15 protein-coding genes are annotated in these 18,105 nt (G+C 63.7%); 13 read left to right on the top strand and 2 right to left on the bottom strand.

Going from position 1 to position 18,105, the window contains the following annotated elements:
- Positions 1 to 111 precede the first annotated feature (111 nt).
- Both cysT and cysW read left to right on the top strand, forming a co-directional pair.
- A complete protein-coding gene (cysT, locus tag DNK06_RS13990; RefSeq protein ID WP_131180607.1) occupies positions 112 to 960 on the top strand; it encodes a sulfate ABC transporter permease subunit CysT in 849 nt (282 codons plus the stop codon).
- A complete protein-coding gene (gene cysW, locus DNK06_RS13985) occupies positions 957 to 1,787 on the top strand; it encodes a sulfate ABC transporter permease subunit CysW (RefSeq protein WP_131180606.1) in 831 nt (276 codons plus the stop codon). Before cysT ends, cysW begins: the two co-directional genes overlap by 4 nt.
- Before the next feature lies 1 nt (position 1,788).
- Here the strand turns inward: cysW and ubiM are convergent, their stop codons facing one another.
- Together ubiM and DNK06_RS13975 are read right to left on the bottom strand one after the other, a co-directional pair.
- Positions 1,789 to 2,964: a 5-demethoxyubiquinol-8 5-hydroxylase UbiM gene (gene ubiM / locus DNK06_RS13980; RefSeq protein ID WP_131180605.1), complete on the bottom strand. Its 1,176-nt coding sequence runs from the start codon at positions 2,962 to 2,964 to the stop codon at positions 1,789 to 1,791.
- Positions 2,965 to 3,049: 85 nt separating this feature from the next.
- Positions 3,050 to 3,487, bottom strand: coding sequence for a hypothetical protein (locus tag DNK06_RS13975; RefSeq protein WP_131180604.1), 438 nt, complete (start codon positions 3,485 to 3,487; stop codon positions 3,050 to 3,052).
- A 163-nt stretch (positions 3,488 to 3,650) separates the two neighbouring features.
- Between DNK06_RS13975 and DNK06_RS13970 the strand changes: the two genes are divergently transcribed.
- From DNK06_RS13970 to DNK06_RS13920, 11 genes are all read left to right on the top strand, one after another.
- Complete coding sequence (locus DNK06_RS13970) at positions 3,651 to 4,151, top strand: CinA family protein (protein WP_131180603.1); 501 nt, start codon at positions 3,651 to 3,653, stop codon at positions 4,149 to 4,151.
- Between the two features lie 49 nt (positions 4,152 to 4,200).
- Complete coding sequence (gene galU, locus DNK06_RS13965) at positions 4,201 to 5,037, top strand: UTP--glucose-1-phosphate uridylyltransferase GalU (protein WP_131180602.1); 837 nt, start codon at positions 4,201 to 4,203, stop codon at positions 5,035 to 5,037.
- Positions 5,038 to 5,250: 213 nt separating this feature from the next.
- Positions 5,251 to 5,763, top strand: a complete 513-nt coding sequence (locus tag DNK06_RS13960) for a sigma-70 family RNA polymerase sigma factor (RefSeq protein ID WP_131180601.1) — start codon at positions 5,251 to 5,253, stop codon at positions 5,761 to 5,763.
- On the top strand, positions 5,760 to 6,707 hold the full coding sequence (locus DNK06_RS13955) for a FecR domain-containing protein (RefSeq protein ID WP_165493635.1): 948 nt from the start codon (positions 5,760 to 5,762) through the stop codon (positions 6,705 to 6,707). Before DNK06_RS13960 ends, DNK06_RS13955 begins: the two co-directional genes overlap by 4 nt.
- A gap of 211 nt (positions 6,708 to 6,918) precedes the next feature.
- Positions 6,919 to 9,345 (top strand): TonB-dependent receptor, encoded by a 2,427-nt coding sequence (locus DNK06_RS13950; RefSeq protein WP_131180599.1) that lies wholly within the window; start codon positions 6,919 to 6,921, stop codon positions 9,343 to 9,345.
- Between the two features lie 199 nt (positions 9,346 to 9,544).
- On the top strand, positions 9,545 to 10,942 hold the full coding sequence (locus DNK06_RS13945) for a diaminobutyrate--2-oxoglutarate transaminase (RefSeq protein WP_131180598.1): 1,398 nt from the start codon (positions 9,545 to 9,547) through the stop codon (positions 10,940 to 10,942).
- Positions 10,943 to 11,048: 106 nt separating this feature from the next.
- On the top strand, positions 11,049 to 12,785 hold the full coding sequence (locus tag DNK06_RS13940) for an IucA/IucC family protein (protein ID WP_165493636.1): 1,737 nt from the start codon (positions 11,049 to 11,051) through the stop codon (positions 12,783 to 12,785).
- On the top strand, positions 12,778 to 13,992 hold the full coding sequence (locus DNK06_RS13935) for a type III PLP-dependent enzyme (protein ID WP_131180596.1): 1,215 nt from the start codon (positions 12,778 to 12,780) through the stop codon (positions 13,990 to 13,992). The genes DNK06_RS13940 and DNK06_RS13935 overlap by 8 nt, the downstream gene beginning before the upstream one ends.
- Entirely contained in the window at positions 13,989 to 15,446 is a 1,458-nt protein-coding gene (locus DNK06_RS13930; RefSeq protein ID WP_423228058.1) for a DHA2 family efflux MFS transporter permease subunit, read from the top strand. Before DNK06_RS13935 ends, DNK06_RS13930 begins: the two co-directional genes overlap by 4 nt.
- Positions 15,447 to 15,457: 11 nt before the next feature.
- The gene (locus DNK06_RS13925; RefSeq protein ID WP_131180595.1) at positions 15,458 to 17,338 is read left to right on the top strand and encodes an IucA/IucC family protein; all 1,881 of its coding nucleotides are present in this window, start codon (positions 15,458 to 15,460) and stop codon (positions 17,336 to 17,338) included.
- Positions 17,332 to 18,105: an HpcH/HpaI aldolase family protein gene (locus DNK06_RS13920; RefSeq protein WP_131180594.1), complete on the top strand. Its 774-nt coding sequence runs from the start codon at positions 17,332 to 17,334 to the stop codon at positions 18,103 to 18,105. The genes DNK06_RS13925 and DNK06_RS13920 overlap by 7 nt, the downstream gene beginning before the upstream one ends.

The raw sequence follows: 18,105 nt of genomic DNA, 5'->3' as shown, positions 1-18,105 counted from the left end.
GTGCATGGCTCTAGCTCGCGAGATCTCGATCGTCGCCGAGGGCTGAGCCGCATCAGATGTATTTCACAAACCGCCGATCCTTCGGCGGTTTGTGCATTGAAGGACTTTCGAGTGAGCAAGACCCCCGTTTTCTTTCTGCAGAATCCGTTGCTGCCGGGCTTCGGCCTGAGCTTCGGTTTCAGCGTCTTCTATCTGTCGCTGGTCATCCTGTTTCCGCTGTCCGCCCTGTTGCTCTACGTCAGCGACATGAGTTGGGCGCAGTACTGGCAGGCGATCAGCGATCCGCGCGTGGTGCAGAGCTACAAGGTCACCATCAGCGGTGCCTTCTATTCCACCGTGATCGTGCTGCTGATCGGCTTGCTGATCGCCTGGATCATCACCCGTTACGAATTCCCCGGCCGACGCCTGGTCGATGCGCTGGTGGATCTGCCGTTCGCGCTGCCGACCTCGGTCGCCGGTCTGACCCTGGCGACCCTGCTGGTTCCCGGTGGCTGGCTCGGCCAGTATTTCGACGCTGTCGGCATCAAGATCGCCTATGCGTATCCCGGCCTGCTGATCGCCATGGTGTTCACCAGCCTGCCGTTCGTGGTGCGCACCGTGCAGCCGGTGCTGCAGAGCCTGGGCACGGAGTACGAAGAGGCGGCCAGCACCCTGGGCGCCAACAAGTGGCAGAGCTTCGCCTACGTGGTGCTGCCGAGCCTGGCCCCGGCGCTGATCACCGGGGCGTCCCAGGCGTTCGTGCGCAGCCTGGGCGAGTTCGGTGCGGTGATCATGATCGCCGGCAACATCCCGTTCAAAACCGAAGTCTCGTCCCTGATGATTTTCGTGCGCCTGCAGGAATTCAATTACCCGGCAGCGGCGGCGATCGCCTCGGTGATTCTCCTGGCATCACTGTTCCTGCTCTTCGCCTTGCAGGTGGTGCAGGGGCGCTTGTTCAAATGGCAGCGGCAAAGCAGATGAAAAAACCTCAGCACTGGCATCAATGGTTACTCATCATCCTCGGCCTCGGTGCGGTCGCGCTGATGCTACTGGTTCCCTTGGCACTGATTTTCACCAAGGCGCTCAGCGGTGGCTGGAGCGTACTGGTCGACAACCTGTCCCAGGACTACATGCAGCACGCCATCGGCCTGACTCTGCTGGTCGCTGCGCTCACCGTGCCGCTGAACCTGTGCTTCGGCATTCTGCTGGCCTGGTGCGTGACCCATTACGACTTCCGTGGCCGCAAGCTGCTGACCACTCTGGTGGATATTCCCTACGCCGTGTCACCGGTGGTCGCGGGCCTCTGCTATCTGGTCGTCTATGGGCTGGAAACCGCGCTGGGCCGCTGGTTCTACGATAACGACATGCAACTGATGTTCGCCTGGCCCGGCATCGTCATGGTCACCGTGTTCGTCACCGCACCCTATGTGGCGCGCATCCTGATTCCGGTGATGCAGTCCCAAGGCAATGACGAGGAAACCTCGGCGTTGTGCCTGGGAGCCAATGGCTGGCAGATTTTCCGCCATATCACGCTGCCCAATATCAAGTGGGCGTTGCTGTATGGCGTGGTGGTCACCAACGCGCGGGCAGTGGGGGAATTCGGGGCGGTGTCGGTGGTGTCCGGCACCATCCTCAACCAGACTCTGACCCTGCCGCTGCTGGTGGATCAGTTGAACAACGATTACAAACCCGTAGCGGCTTTTACCGCAGCGGGCCTGTTGGCCTGCATGGCGTTGTTCACCCTGTTCCTCAAGACCTACATGGAGTGGCGTCAGCGCGTCAACATGCAACGCGCTGCCGACAGCTGAGTCAGCTCGATACCTGCGTCAGATGTCGAGCCAGCGCCGATTTGAGCGGCGACAGGTTCTGTGCCAGGCGCAGGCCGGCATTGCGTAGCAGGCGAGAGGGCATTCGATCATCGGTGTACAGCCGCACCAGCAGGCTGGTGGCCTGATACAAGGGCCAGCTGGCTCGCTGCTGGGCGCGGGCGTAACGCTGAAGAACGGCGGGGGTGCCGATATCTCGGCCCTGATGCAACGCGTCGAGAAGCACATCCGCCAGCCGTTTCTGGCTCTGCAAGCCAAAGTTGAAGCCATGCGCCGTCACCGGATGCATGCCCACCGCGGCATCGCCTACCAGGGCACTGCGTAACCCGGCGAAACGCTCGGCATAGACGCCAACCAGCGGGTAGGCATGACGCTCGCCAAGCAGTTCCATACGCCCCAGGCGTCGGTCGAAACGTCGCTCCATATCGCGTGCGAAGGCCTCGGCATCGAGGCTCATCACTTTGCTCATTTCCTCAGGCGATAACGTCAGCACCGCCGAGGCGCAGTTGCCGTTCAGGGGCAGCAGGGCAAGTGTCTGCCCGTAGCCGAACCACTCCCAGGCAACCTGCTCATGGCTGTGTTCGTGGGCCATGCGGCAGACCAGCATGGTCTTGCCGAAGTCCTCCATGCGCGCGCCGATTCCCAGACGTCGCCGGGTTTCCGAAAAACGGCTGTCGGCAGCCACGATCAATCGCGCACCCAGGCTCTGGCCATCGCTCAGGCGTAACGTCACGCCTCGCGTCGTGCAGCGCAGATCGCTGACCGTGCACTCGGTCAGCAACTGAACGTCAGGGCATTCCTTTACTGCAGCGAAAGCGGCGCGACGGATCGCCTGATTGGGCACCAGGCATCCCAACCGATCCTGGCCGGCTGCCGCCGCGGCGATACGCAGTGCGTAAGGGGAAGGGCCATTGAGCACCCGGGCGTCGCGCAGCGGAGCGATGTCTTCAGCCGAGACGTGTTGCCACAGCCCCAGCGACTGCAGCGTCTGTTGCGATGCGTGGGTGAGGGCGATCTCGCGGCCATCGAAGGGCGGCATTGCCAAATCATCGAGCGACTGACGTTCGATCAGTCGAATGGAAAGCCCGTGGCCGGACAATGATCGCGCCAGGCAAAGGCCCGCCGGCCCGGCTCCGACGATGACGACATCCGCTTGCATGGCGGCTCCCCGCAGTTGCTGACAGGCACTTACTGTAGGTCAGCGGCCACCGGGAGGCATTGCTCGGGATCAGGCAAAAGGACGGTCACCAGAAGCCGATGGGGTGGCGCTCGTTGATGTAATCGAGCGGCAGAGCGAAGCCTTTGCGGAAGAAGTTGGCCAGACGGGTGTCGATGACCTTTTCGTTGACCGATGCCAGCAGCGATTCCTGGCGGTGGATATCGCCGCTGTCGGCGTAGTACTCCTCATGCAGCATGCGCTGCGCCGCGATATTGGCGACCAGACTGTAGCTGCTGACCAGGCCTTCATCGGGCCGGCTGACCGCCAGGATCAGGCGCGGCTTGTCGTTTTCCAGCGCCAGATCGACCACCACGTCGAGATCGTGGTTGCGTGCGTAGCTGGCTGCTTCTTCGAACAGAGGGCGCGCTTTCTCGCTCAATGCCTGGATGAATGCATCGCGAATCGAACCATCGCTCACATCGTGCAGTTCATGGGTGTCTTGCAGCTTGCGCAGAGTATTCACTTCATTGCCCCTTGGGTTCGTCTGCTGTCTAGCGTGGGAAAAACAAGCGGGCTCCAGAGTTCAGCCGGGTCGATGGATGGTCTCTACTAAATATCTGGAACTTGTAGCCCCCAAGTACTGCCATAGACACACAGTAACGGTTGGGTTGGAGACTTTCGCCAGCATGCAAAACATCGAGCAGGCGGTTCATTTCCTGGAAAAGTACAACCTGGTACTGAGCACTGCCGAGTCGGCCACGGCCGGGCTATTGGCCGCCACCGTTGCGGCCGTACCGGGCTGTGATGGCGTGCTCGAGAGTGGCTTCGTCGTTTACTCCAAACGGGCCATGCAGGCCAGCCTCGGGGTGAAACTGGAGACCATCGAGACCTTCGGCATGAATAGCGAAGAGGTCGCCCGGGAGATGGCGCTGGGTGTGCTGCTGGCCAGCAGTGCGGACATCATCCTGGCCATCACTGGCGCGCCAACCGCGGACGACAAGAGCGGCCTGCAGATGATTGATGGTGCCATGTGTTTTGCCTGCGTCACCCGCCTTGCCGAACATCAGGGTGTGACCAGCGAGACCATCACTTTCCCCGGAGACAACAACGAAAGGCGCGCTGCTGCGGCGTGCCATGCCTTGCTGCAACTGCCTTATTACTATGAACGGCTGCGTCAGACCTCCTGACGCCACCGGTTCAGCGACTCGTGCAACATCGACCATTCAAGGAAAAAACATGATCAAGAAATGCCTGTTCCCAGCCGCCGGTTACGGCACTCGCTTTCTGCCGGCGACCAAGGCCATGCCCAAGGAAATGCTGCCTGTGGTCAACACGCCGTTGATCCAGTACGGCGTGGAAGAAGCACTCGACGCCGGCCTGAACGAGATCGCCATGGTGACCGGTCGCGGCAAACGTTCCCTGGAAGACCATTTCGACATCAGCTATGAGCTGGAACACCAGATCCGCGACACCGAAAAGGAAAAATACCTGGTCGGTATCCGTCGTCTGATCGACAACTGCACCTTTTCCTACACCCGCCAGGTGGAAATGAAGGGGCTGGGACACGCCATTCTCAGCGGCCGCCCACTGATCGGTGACGAGCCGTTCGCCGTGGTGCTGGCCGATGACCTGTGTATCAACCTCGGCGGCGATGGCGTGTTGACCCAGATGGTCAAACTGTACAACCAGTTCCGCTGCTCGATCGTGGCTGTCCAGGAAGTGCCGATGGAAGAAATCCACAAGTACGGCGTGATTGCCGGCGAGATGATCCGTGACGATATCTTCCGCGTCAGCCACATGGTCGAGAAACCGAAGGCCGAAGATGCACCCTCGAACCTGGCGATCATCGGCCGCTACATCCTCACTCCGGATATCTTCGATCTGATCAAGGACACCCAGCCAGGCAAGGGCGGTGAAATCCAGATCACCGACGCGCTGATGAAGCAGGCCCAGGAAGGCTGCGTACTGGCGTACAAATTCAAGGGTCGTCGTTTCGACTGCGGTGGTGCCGAGGGCTACATCGAAGCGACCAACTTCTGCTTCGAAAACCTCTACCGCGAAGGTAGCGGCTAACACGCGAACCTGAATGAGAAACCGGGCCATGAGCCCGGTTTTTTGTACCTGCGATAAGCAGAACCGGCTACGAGGGCTCGAAACCGTTGCTTGAACACGCCATAAAGGCCGGTGTTACCTTCATTGGCTCAGTATCCACAAGCAAGACTACCGTTCGAGTCAGTTGTTAATTAGAATCGATCTCGTTATTGACTCTCGCGACGGGTGCCCGGCATGTTCGGTTCGGCTTTATCAAATGAACAGGCTTTTCACGATCTCTATCGTGACCACCGCAGCTGGCTGGAGCAATGGCTGAGCCGGCGGATGGGCAACGGCTGGGATGCGGCTGATCTCAGCCAGGATGCCTTCATTCGTGTACTGGCCGGTTCTCAGGCTATCGCCGAGCTGCAAGAGCCGCGCGCCTACCTGAAAACCATCGGCAAGCGCTTGCTGATCAATCTGCACAAGCGCCGCAGCCTGGAGCAGGCGTATCTCGATGCTCTGATGCAATTGCCCGAAGCCTGCGCACCGTCGCCCGAACAGCGTTGGCTGGTGCTCGAAACCCTGCAAGCCCTGGACGAATTGCTCGATGGCCTGCCGCGAATGGTGCGTCGCGCCTTTCTACTCAGCCAGCTCGAAGGGCTGGGCTATCGGGAAATCGCCGAACGGCTGGAAGTTTCCGAGCGCAGCGTCAAACGCTACATGGTTCAAGCCTACGAACACTGCCTGCTGGTCGAGCTGTGCTGAACCGCGAGGCCAGTGACGATACCCGCCGTGTCGCGCGTTCCGCAGCACGCTGGCTGGCGCTGATCGAATCTGGCGAAGCCGGGGAGCGCGACCACGCTGGTCTGCAGCGTTGGCGTGAGCACAGTGCCAGCCACGAACATGCCTGGCAGCGGATTCAGGCACTGCGCACCCGTTTCGATGGTCTGCCGCCCGAACTGGCCATGGCCAGCCTCGATCGCCCTGATCAGGGCCGTAGGCGAATGCTCAAGGGCATGCTCGGTATTGCGGCGGTGGCACCTGCGGCCTGGCTGGTAACGCGGGAATTGCCCATCGATGCCTGGCGTGCGGATCTCTCCACGGGCACCGGCGAGCGGCGCAGCGTGACGCTCGCCAGTGGCAGTGTGCTGGATATGAATACCGCCTCGGCGGTGAATATCGACGCAGGTCGTCAACGCCTGACGCTGGTACGTGGCGAAATTGCCTTGCGCGTGGCTGGAGCCTCACCGTTCATCATCGATACGGCTCAGGGGAGGGCGACGCTCGGTGCGGGTGAGATCTGCGTGCGCCAGCAAGGCGATACCTGCGAATTCTCGGTTTTCAGCGGTAGCGCGCAGCTACGGCCAACGGGGTACGACACGTTCGTGCTGAGGCCTGGCCAGCGCGTGCGGCTGCGCGAAGGGCGTATCGAATCCAGACAGACCTTCGACACCGGAGTGCCAGGCTGGCGTGACGGCGTGCTCATGGCCAACGACCAGCCGCTGGGCGATTTCCTGCGTGAGCTCGACCGCTATCGAGCGGGCATCCTGCGTTGGTCTGCAGCGCTGGAATCATTACGGGTGACCGGCAGTTTCCGCCTCGCCGACACCGATCAGATCCTTGCTCTTCTCGCTGCCAGCCTGCCGCTGGAGGTGCGTGCCCGCACGCGTTACTGGGTGACCCTCGTACCCCGCGAGCGAGCGGCCTAAACCTGCCTCCATTAACCGGCAGGAGCTGCGGGGGCGCATAGCCTTGCGGGCGATACGATCGTAGCCATTGCGAACCATCCGTGGAGCCCCCACCAATCGCCGGCAAGCCAGCTCCTACATGTAGGGCGCTGAAGTTTTTTCCTGAAACCTGTCCCTTTTTTTTCACTGACCTGTCATGGGAAGTAAGTGAATTAAAAAGAGAGCGTTTGCCATGCTATCAATGACACGTCATCGGCCACGTCTGGTGTCATCCATTTCCTACCCCACGGTGTGCCTGAGCCTGTTGCTCGGCTTCGGGCCCATTGCGCCGTTCATCAGTCATGCCCAGGCTCAGGAGCGCAGTTACAACGTGCCGGGCAGTGACCTCGGCGCGGCATTGAGCCGCTTCGCCAGCCAGGCTGGGGTGAGTCTTTCCGTCGATCCGGCACTGGTCAGTGGCCGCAGTACTCCGGGGATTTCCGGCAGTTACAGCGTTGATGAGGGCTTCGCGCGCCTGTTGCAGGGCAGCGGGCTGCGTCTGCAGGCGGTAGGCAGCGAGGCCTATACCCTGGTACTGGCCAATGAGGGGGCCGACGCCATGGAAATCGCACCAACGGCGATCACTGGCGTCACGGTTCCTTCCGAGAGTCTCGAAGGCGAGCGCTATGCCGGTGGCCAGGTGGCGCGTCGCAGTTCGCAAGGGCTGCTGGGCTCTCGGGACTTCATGGAGTCGCCGCTGAGCATGACCACCTACACCAGCGAGACGGTGAAGAACAATCAGGCGCGCACCCTGGCCGACCTGACCTCCAGCGACCCGGCGGTGCGTTCCACCAACCCGGCGGGCGGCCGCTACGAGCAGTTCACCATTCGCGGCTTCAGCCTGTTCAACACCGATGTGTCCTACGGTGGCCTGTACGGCATCATGCCGACCTATTCCATCGACATGGAAATGGCCGATCGCGTCGATATCCTCCGTGGGCCGACCCAACTGGTCAACGGCATCTCGCCGCGCGGCAGCGTAGGCGGCGGTATCAACATCGTGCCCAAGCGTGCCACCGACAAGCCGATCACCGAGTTCACCGGCAGCTACGCCTCGGATAGCCAGGTCGGCGGCGCGGTGGACGTGGGCCGCCGCTTCGGCGAGGACAACCGCTTCGGCATCCGTTTCAACGGCGTGAAGCAGTCCGGCGACACCGAGTGGGATCACCAGAAGGTCAACCGCGAAATGGCGGTGCTGGGGCTGGATTACCGCGACGAGCGCCTGCGTCTGTCGATGGATCTGGGGCATACCGAGCGCGATACCGACGCGCCCCAGGAGCGTGTGCTGATCGCCGATGCGGCGCCGGTGCCGAAGGCCGGTGACGTACGCCACAATTATGCCCAGCATTGGAGCAAGGCCAAGACCGACGACACCTTCGGCGCCCTGCGCGGCGAGTTCGATATCGATGATTCGACCCTGGTCTATGGTGCCGTGGGCGCACGCAAGAGCAACCACGATTTCCTCCGCCACAACGTCTCGATCACCAATGCGGCGGGCGACTTCACCGTGCAGCCCCGCGACTTCACCCGCGACGAGGAAGTACGCACGGTGAACATGGGGGTACGCAAGTGGTTCCACACCGGTGCTGTCAGCCATGAAGTCAATCTGGCCGCCGACTACTTCGAGCTGGATTTCGAGAACGGTGGCGCTCGCTACGCCAACGGCGACAGCAATCTCTACGATCCGGTGCAGACGCCGAAGCCGCTCGTCCCGACGCGTCTCGATGCGAAGATCTACACCGAGAGCCGCTTCAGCGGTGTGGCGCTCTCGGACACCCTGGGCTTTATAGAGGATCGCTTGCTGTTGACCCTCGGCGCCCGCTGGCAGCGGGTCAAGATCAACGACTGGAGCGACGGTGTCGAACGACCTACCGGCTACGACGAGGAGAAGGTATCGCCGTCGGTTGGCGTGCTGTTCAAGGCCACCGACCAGCTGTCCCTGTACGCCAACTATATGGAGGGGCTCAGCCAGGGCAAGATCGCGCCATCGACCTCGGACAACAACGACGAAATCTTCCCACCCTTCATCAGCCGTCAGATCGAGGCGGGTGCCAAGTACGACATGGGACGCTTTGCCGTCACTGCCGCGGTGTTCCGCATCAAGCAACCGGCCTATGAGACCAATTCCACATCGCGGCTGTTCGGCCCCAACGGCAAGCGGGTCAACGATGGCGTCGAGCTCAGTGTCTTCGGTGAACCCGCGAATGGCTTCCGCCTGCTTGGCGGGGTGATGTATATCGACAGCGAACTGCGCGACACCATTGGCGGTGCCACCGACGGCAACCGCGCACCGGCCACGCCGAAATGGAACGCCAACCTGGGTGCCGAGTGGGATGTGCCTGGCCTACAGGGGCTGACCCTGACCGGGCGCGGCATCTACAGCAGCTCGCAGTACCTCGACCAGGCCAACACCAAGGAAATCGATTCGTGGACGCGCTATGACGTCGGCGCGCGCTACGCCTTCAAGGTCGACGACAAGGACATCACCCTGCGCGGCACCGTCGAGAACGTGCTCGACTCCCGGGACTGGATCTCGGCCGGCGCGTCGGACGACAGCGAGCCGGGACTGACCATTTCCACGCCACGTACTTTCATTCTGTCGGCAACCGTTGGGTTCTGAGCGTCCGTAGCACCTCTGTAGCGAACGCCTGTGCACCGGGCGTTCGCTGCACACAATAAAACCAATTACTCAGGGATGACGCGGGAGACCCCAAAGGGGTTGCTCCGCATTTTGCGTGACCTGCCATTGACTGATGAGTGCAGTGCTGACGACTTTCAACGGCTCCACCCGGAGCCTCGAACAGATAGAGGCGAGCACCATGTTAAGTGAACGAACCATCCCGCTGGATCGAGTCCATCGCGATTCGGCCCAGAGCAACAATGCGGATTACCTGGAACGCCAGGAGCGATTCGAATCCAATGTGCGCAGCTACCCACGCAAACTACCCCTGGCGATCGCCAAGGCGCAGGGCGTATGGGTGACAGATGTAGAGGGGCGGCGTTATCTCGACTGCCTGGCCGGCGCTGGCACCCTGGCGCTGGGCCACAACCATCCCGCCATTGTCGATAGCCTGTCCGGTTTTCTGGCTTCCGGGGTGCCCATGCACACCCTGGATCTCACCACGCCGCTGAAGGATGCCTTCAGCGAGACACTGCTGGGCGTGCTGCCGAGCCAGGGCTATTGCCTGCAGTTCTGCGGCCCCTCCGGCGCCGATGCAGTGGAGGCCGCGCTCAAGCTGGCCAAGACCGTGACCCGGCGCAGCAACGTCATCGCCTTTTCCGGTGGCTACCACGGCATGACCCACGGCGCCCTGGCGGTGACCGGCAATACCGGCCCGAAAGATGCCGTGGCCTCGCTGATGCCCGGCGTGCAGTTCATGCCGTATCCCCACGAGTATCGCTGCCCGCTGGGCATCGGTGGCGAGGCGGGCACCCGTGCGCTGTCGTATTACTTCACCCAGTTCATCGAGGATGTCGAAAGCGGCGTCTGCCTGCCGGCGGCGGTGATCGTCGAGGCGGTGCAGGGTGAGGGCGGCGCCAACCCGGCACCCAATGAATGGCTGCGTACCCTGCGTGAAGTCACTCGGCGCCACGGCATCCTGCTGATCGTCGATGAAGTCCAGGCCGGTTTTGGCCGCACCGGGCGGATGTTTGCCTTCGAGCACGCCGATATCGAACCCGACATCATCGTCATGTCCAAGGCGGTCGGCGGCGGTCTGCCCCTGGCCGTGCTGGCCATCAAGCGCGAGTTCGATGCCTGGCAGCCAGGCGCCCATACCGGCACCTTCCGCGGCAACCAGATGGCCATGGCCAGCGGCATGACCACCCTGCAGATCATCCAGAACGACGCCCTGGCCGAACAGGCCCGGGTACGCGGCGACTGGCTGAAAGAGCGTTTGAACGCGCTGCGTGAGCGCTACCCGGCGATTGGGCAGGTACGTGGCCGTGGGCTGATGCTGGGCCTGGAGATCGTCGACGAACGCCAGCCAGCCGACGCCCTGGGCGCCCATCCCATGGATGCTGCGCTGTCGGCTTCCATCCAGAGCCACTGCTTCAAGCAGGGTTTGCTGCTCGAACGAGGCGGGCGCCACGGCAGTGTCATCCGCCTGTTGCCGCCATTGATCATCGACGAGGCGCAGTGCGGCGAAGTGATCGTGCGTTTCGAACGCGCGCTGGATGCGGCACTAGCCGCTGCGCCGGGAGGTGCCCGTGGCTGATCTGTCCGCAAGCGCCGTGCGCGCTTACCCAGACCTCGATGTGCAGCCAGTCGACGTCACTCGCATCGATTCCGTGCGCGCCAGCCTGGCGCAGGTGGTCAGTGAAATGGCCGCGTCCCATGCATTGCTCAACTGCCTGATCAAGGAATTCGCGCTGCCGGAGAACCGCGCGCGCTATGCCTGGCCGTCCCATGTGCGGGGTATCGCACCCGCCAGCTACCTGCGGGCCATTCAGGGCAAGGGCATGCCGCTGGTCATCGACCTGCCGCAAAAGTGGCAGTTTCTGGTGCTGGTGGATCGCCGCGATCCGCTTGGTAGCCAGCGATACCTGAGCGATGTGTACACGCGCCAGGGCGATGCCGACTGGCGTTGCCCGCCATTCGCCGAGTTCGCCGCGCAACTGCTGGAGGCCTGCCAACAACTCACCGGTTCGCGCAATGAGGAGTTGCTCGAGCAGGTCATGCAAAGCCAGGGCGTTACCGCGGCTATCGTCGACAGCGCGCTGGAGTCCGAAGAGAACGACCCACTGCGCGATTATCTCGCCAGTGAACAGGGGCTCTGGTTCGGCCACCCCAACCACCCAGCGCCCAAGGCCCGGCTGTGGCCCGAGCACCTGGGGCAGAAGACCTATGCGCCGGAGTTTCGCGCCCGCGTTCCGCTGCATGTCCTCGAAGTGCCCCGTGACGGCCTGCAATTACGTGGTAATGATCTGAGCGATGAGCAGGTGCTCGAGGGTTTCGCCAACCAGCGACTGGCGCACAGCGGCCGTGCGGCGATCTGTCTGCACCCGGTGCAGGCCCAGCTGTTTCTCGCCGATCCGCGGGTCAAGGGGCTGATCGACCGTGGCGAGATCGTCGATCTCGGCCAGAAGGGGCCGCTGGCCAGCCCGACGGCCTCGATGCGCACCTGGTACGGGGAAGGCAGCGGCTACTTCCTCAAAGGGTCGCTCAACGTGCGCATCACCAATTGCGTGCGCAAGAATGCCTGGTACGAGCTGGACAGCGCCTTGCTGATCGACCACCTGTTCACGCGCCTGCAGCGCGAGCACAAGGCCACGATCGGCGGCGCCACCCTGGTCAGCGAGCCGGGTTCGCTCAGCTGGGCGCCGGCGGGCAGCAGCGCCGAGGACAGCCACTGGTTTCGCGAGCAGACCGGCGCCATCCTGCGGGAGAACTTCTGCCGCTATGCGCCTGCCGAATCCTGCCTGATGGCCGGCACGCTGTTCGCGAGGGACTTGCAGTTGCAGCCGCTGATCCATGGCTTTCTGCAGCAGAGGGCGAAAAAGCCCAGCGACGAACACCTGCTGGGCTGGTTCGACGCCTACCAGGCGCTATTGCTGCGCCCGGTGCTGTCGCTGTTCTTCAACCATGGCGTGGTGCTGGAGCCACACCTGCAGAACGCGGTGCTGGTGCACGACAACGGCTGGCCAGCGCAATTGCTGTTGCGCGACTTCGAAGGCGTGAAACTCACCGATGATCTGGGCGTGCGCTACCTCGAAGAGGGTGTGCAGGAGCGTGTTCGGCAATCGCTGACCTACTCGCGTCAGCAAGGCTGGAAACGCATCAGCTACTGCCTGTTCGTCAACAACCTGTCCGAAGCGATCCTGGCGCTGAGCTGGGATCGTCCGCACCGGGCCGCGACCATGTGGCAGCGGGTCGAGCGCCAGTTGCGTGAGCTGCGTGGCGAACTGGTCAGGCCCGCGCCGGAGCTGGACGCGCTGCTCGCCGGGGAGCCCATCGCCTGCAAGACCAACCTCAAGGTGCGTCTGTCGGCCCAGGCCGACCGTCATGCCGGTTACGTGCAGCTGGCGTGCCCATGGGCCGAGGGGGTGCAGCATGGATAAGCTGCCCACCGCGGTGCTCGACGCCATCGAGCAGGCCCGCAGCCGTGCGGCGGATCCCCTGGCGGTGTTCGTCTATGACCTCGATGCATTGGCGCAGCATGTCCGCGAGGTGATGGCTGCGCTGCCTCCAGGCGTGGAGCTGTACTACGCGATCAAGGCCAACAGCGAGGCGCCGATCCTGCAGACGCTGTTGCCCCTGGTCGATGGCTTCGAGATTTCGTCCGGTGGCGAGATCGAGCGGCTGCAGGCGGCCGCCAGCGACAAGCCGTTCGTATTCTCTGGCCCCGGCAAGCTCGACTCCGACCTGCGTGCCGCCCTGACGCACGGCGTGGAAGCGATCCATATCGAGAGTCTCAACGAGATCGACCGCCTGCAACGCATCGCCGCACAGCTCGGCCGCGTGCAAGCGGTGTTCATCCGTATCAACCCGGAACTGCCGGCCACGCTGTCCAGCCGGCTGGCCATGGCGGGCACCGCGACGCCTTTCGGCCTGGATGAATCCGAGGTAGCGCAGGCGATCCGGCGGGTGGAAGCCTGCAGCCACCTGCGCCTGCAGGGCTTCCATGTGCATGCGATGTCCCATCAGCAGCAGGTGGAACGCCACGAGCAGCTGCTCGATCTGTATCTGCAGCGCTGGGCGCAATGGAAGGCTCTGGCCACGCGGCCCGAGACCGTCACCCATCTGAACGTCGGGGGTGGCATCGGGGTGGACTACCTGAGTGGCGAGCGCTTCGACTGGCCGCGGCTTTGCCGCCATCTGGAGCAGCGCCTGGGCGCACTGCACGATGCGCCGGTGGTGCGCTTCGAGCCGGGGCGTTTCATCAGTGCGTTCTGCGGCTATTACGCCATGGAGGTGCTGGACGCCAAATCCAGTCACGGCCAGCACTTTCTGGTCTGCCGGGGCGGTACCCACCAGTTCCGCCTGCCGGTCGCCCAGGGTCACGATCATCCGGTGATCCATGTACCGGCGCCCGGTCGTGCAGCGAGTGGCGTGCCCCGGCTGTGGACGGTGGTTGGGCAACTGTGCACGCCCAAGGATGTGCTCAGCCGCGGTCGCCAACTGGTCGATGCCGCCGTGGGCGATCTGCTGGTACTGCCGCTGGCCGGTGCCTACGGCTACAACATCTCGCATGCCGATTTCCTCTGCCATCCGCGCCCCGAACAGCTGTTCGTCAGGGGCGAGGGCAGTCGGGGAGGTGACGGATGATGGCGCCGGCACGGGCGCCAGCAGCGATGTCGCGCCGGCTGGTGGTGGTCGCCGTGATCCTCGGTACCACTACCGTGAGCCTCAACAACACCTCGCTGAATCCGGCATTGCCGGCCTTCATCGAGGCGTTCGGACTGGGCCCGGTGATGGCTACGTGGATCGTGGCGGCCTTCATGGTGAGCATGGGCATGAGCATGCCGCTGACCAGCTACCTGGCCCAGCGCGTGGGGCGTAAGGTTATGTATCTGGCCGGCCTGTCGCTGTTCGTGGCTGGCTCGCTGCTGGGCGCCATGGCCGACTCCATCGCCTGGGTGATCACCGCGCGGGTGGTGCAGGGCATCGCCAGCGGGCTGATGATTCCGCTGTCCCTGGCGATCATCTTTTCGGTCTACCCGAAGGGCGCGCGTGGCGCGGTCACCGGCCTCTGGGGCGCCGCGGTGATGCTCGCGCCCGCGGTCGGGCCGCTGTGCGGCAGCCTGCTGCTGCAGTGGTACGACTGGCGTGCGCTGTTTCTGGTCAACGTGCCCATCGGTTTGCTGGCCTTCGGCCTGGGCGTCAAGGTGCTGCCCAGAAACGAGGCGGGGGCGGGCAAGCCGTTCGACCTGACCGGCTACCTGCTGGTCGCGGTCGGCATCGGCGCGCTGATGGTTACCGTGGGGCGGCTCCGCCACATGCAGGCCCTGCAGGATCCGCTCAATCTGCTCGGCCTGTTGCTGGCGGCGGGTTGTCTGGTGGCGTTCGTCAGGCACCAGTTGCGGCACAGGTCGCCCCTGCTGGAGCTGCGCATCTTCGCCCTGAAAGGCTATCGGTCGAGCGTGATCATCGCCGTGGTGCAGTCCATCGGCATGTTCGAGTGCCTGGTGCTGGTGCCGCTGCTGGTACAGATGGTGATGGGTCACAGCGCCATCTGGACCGGTATCGCGCTGCTCTGCACCGCGTTGTCAGCCAGCCTGTTCGGCCACTACGGCGGCAAGTTGCTCGACCGCCACGGGCCACGAGGCATCGTCTCTGCCGGCTTGCTGCTGACCGGCCTGGCGACCTTCGCCCTGGGCACCATCGATCACGATGTCGGGATGCTCGCCATCTGCCTGCTGATGGTGGTACGCGGTGCCGGCCTGGGGCTGTCCTACATGCCGGTGACCACCGCCGGGCTGGACGTGCTGCCCGAGGCGCTGGTTACCCAGGGCGCGGCGATGAACAACATCTCGCGGCGCCTGCTGTCGTCCCTGGCCATCGTGCTGGCCTCGCTGTGGCTGCAGATCCGCCTGGGTGATAACTGGGGGGCAGCCCATGCTGGCGTGGCCCATGCCGGTACGGCCAGCGCCATCGGCGAAGTCTTCATCGCCACCGGTGCCCTGATCCTGCTCGCGCTGCCTTTCGCCTGGCGCTTTCCGTATTCCCTTTCCAACGACCCGGTCGAGCCAGGCTCGGCCCTGTCCGAACACCGTTCATGAGGTGTCTATCCATGTCTTCCTTTTCTCCACTTCGCCTGCCCGAACTCATCGCCCATGCCCACGAGTGGCTGACTCCGGCGGATCCCCAGCGCTACCGCCAGGTGTCACAACGGGTGATCGGGCAATTGCTGCAAACCCTGCTCTTCGAGGATGTGCTGAGCTATCGCTGCGAGACACTCGAATGCGGGCCACTCGAAGAGGGTCGCCAACGCTTTATCGTCGAGGGCGTCGATGAGCGTCAGGCCGTGGTCGAGTACCGCTGCCTTGGCTTGCTCAGCGACAGCTTCGCCATCATCCGCCTGGATCCGGCGACCCTGGAGCGCGTCGATGCGCAAGGTCAGTCCAGCCAGCCGGATCTGCACCAGGCGCTGTCGGAGCTGCTCGGCGCCCTGTCCGATGGCCCGCACATGCCGCGGTTCATCCAGGAACTGGAACAGACGCTGCTCAAGGATCTGCAGTCGCGCACCCAGAGTTACCGACCCGCCGCCGCGCCGCACACCCTGGATGCCGACGCCCTGGAGCGGCATTTCATGGATGCCCACAGCTACCACCCTTGTTACAAGTCACGCATCGGCTTTTCCCTGGACGACAACCGCCGCTACGGCCCCGAGTTCGGCCAGCCGCTGGCCGTGGTCTGGCTGGGCATCGCCCGCCACCTGGGTTCGGCCAATCAGTCGCGCGATGTGGATCTGCAGGCTTTTCTACAGGAAGCCTTTGGCGAGCAGCGCTGGGCCGAGATCGACCGGGCGCTGGCCGAGCAGGGCCGTTCCCTGGACGACTACTGGCCGATCCCCGTGCACCCCTGGCAGTGGGAGCAGGTGATAGTGCCGACCTTCCAGGCCGAGCTGGCCCAGGGCGAGCTGCTCTACCTCGGCACCTCGGGTGCCCACTACCGGGCCCAACAGTCGATCCGCACCCTGGCCAATGTCGAGGAGCCGGCGAAGCCCTACGTGAAGCTCGCGCTAAGCATGACCAACACCTCCAGCACGCGCATCCTGGCGCGGCACACGGTGCTGAACGGGCCGATCATCAATGACTGGCTGCAGCAGTTGATCGCCACCGATGCCACGGCGCGGGAGCTGGATTTCGTGATTCTTGGCGAGGTCGCCGGGGTGAGCTTCGACTACGCGCAACTGCCTGCCATCCGGCAAAGCCAGGCCTACGGCACCCTGGGCGCGATCTGGCGGGAAAACCTCAATGGCTACCTGAAGGAGGGCGAGCAGGGCGTGCCGTTCAATGGCCTGAGCCATGTCGAGAATCGCTATGCCGAAGGCGATCAGCAGCCCTTCATCGACGCCTGGATCGCCCGCTACGGCCTGCACGCCTGGGTGGAGCAACTGCTGCGCGTGAGCGTGGCGCCCATCGTGCACATGCTCTACGCCGAAGGCATCGGCATGGAGTCCCACGGCCAGAACATCGTGCTGATTCACCGCGATGGCTGGCCGCAGCGTATCGCCCTCAAGGACTTCCACGATGGCGTGCGCTACTCGCCGGCGCACCTGGCCCGCCCCGAACTGGCGCCACAGCTGGTGCCGCTGCCCGAGAGCCATGCGCGGCTGAACCGCAACTCGTTCATCCTCACCGAGGATGTCGATGCGGTGCGGGACTTTTCCTGCGATGCGTTCTTCTTCATCTGCCTAGCCGAGCTGGCGATCTTCCTGCGTCAGCACTACAGCCTGGAGGAGGGCGAGTTCTGGCGCATGACCGCCGAGGTGGTGCTCGACTACCAGCGCAAACACCCGCAGCACGCGGCACGCTTCGCCGTGTTCGACGTGTTCGCCGCCGAGTACGAAGTGGAAGAACTGACCAAGCGCCGACTGCTCGGCGACGGTGAGCGACGCTTCAAGCGGGTGCCCAATCCACTGCACAGCCATGGGCCACGCACATGCTGAGAAGCAATCGACTCAAGGCGCAACTGGCCGCGGGCGAGGGCGCTCGAGGCCTGATCGCGTCGATTCCCGCGCCGGCATCCATCGAGCTGATCGCCGAGGCCGGCTACGACTTCGTGATCATCGACCTGGAACATGTGCTGATCAACCCGGAAACCGTCGAGCACATGATCCGCACCGCCGAGAGCTATTCGCTCACGCCCCTGGTGCGGGTGCCGGATTTCGACCCCAAGCGCATGCTGCGGCTGCTCGACGGCGGCGCCCAGGGCATCGTCCTGCCACAGATGGAACGGCCGGAGGATCTGAGCGCGGCGATTCGCGCCTGCAAGTACTACCCGCTGGGCGAGCGCAGCCTGAATGCCGGTCGTCCCGGTGCCTTCGGCAAGGCCAGCCTGGCCGAGTACGTTACCCGGGCCAACGGCCAGATCATGGTCGTGGCCATGATCGAGAGCGTCGAGGGCGTGCGCCGTGCCGCCGAACTGGCTGCCGTACCGGGGTTGGACATGATCCTCGAGGGCGCTGCCGATCTCTCGCAGTCGTTCGGCACGCCCTGGCGTATCGACCAGCCTGCGGTGCAGGAAGCGCTGATCGATACCTGGCGTGCCGCCCAGGCTGCCGGTATCCCGTACTGCGCCATTCCACGCCAGCCCGATGACCACCTGCGGTGGCTCGAGCGGGGCGTCAATACCTTCGTGCTGGGCGACGAACGCGGCATCGCGTTCCGTGCCCTCCAGGCCAGACTGGCCGCCACCTCGACGAGAGGAAACTGA

The organism is Phytopseudomonas daroniae (genome assembly GCF_004327285.1).
Classification (GTDB): Bacteria; Pseudomonadota; Gammaproteobacteria; order Pseudomonadales; family Pseudomonadaceae; genus Aquipseudomonas; species Aquipseudomonas daroniae.
This window is presented reverse-complemented; position numbering and strand designations above follow the sequence as displayed.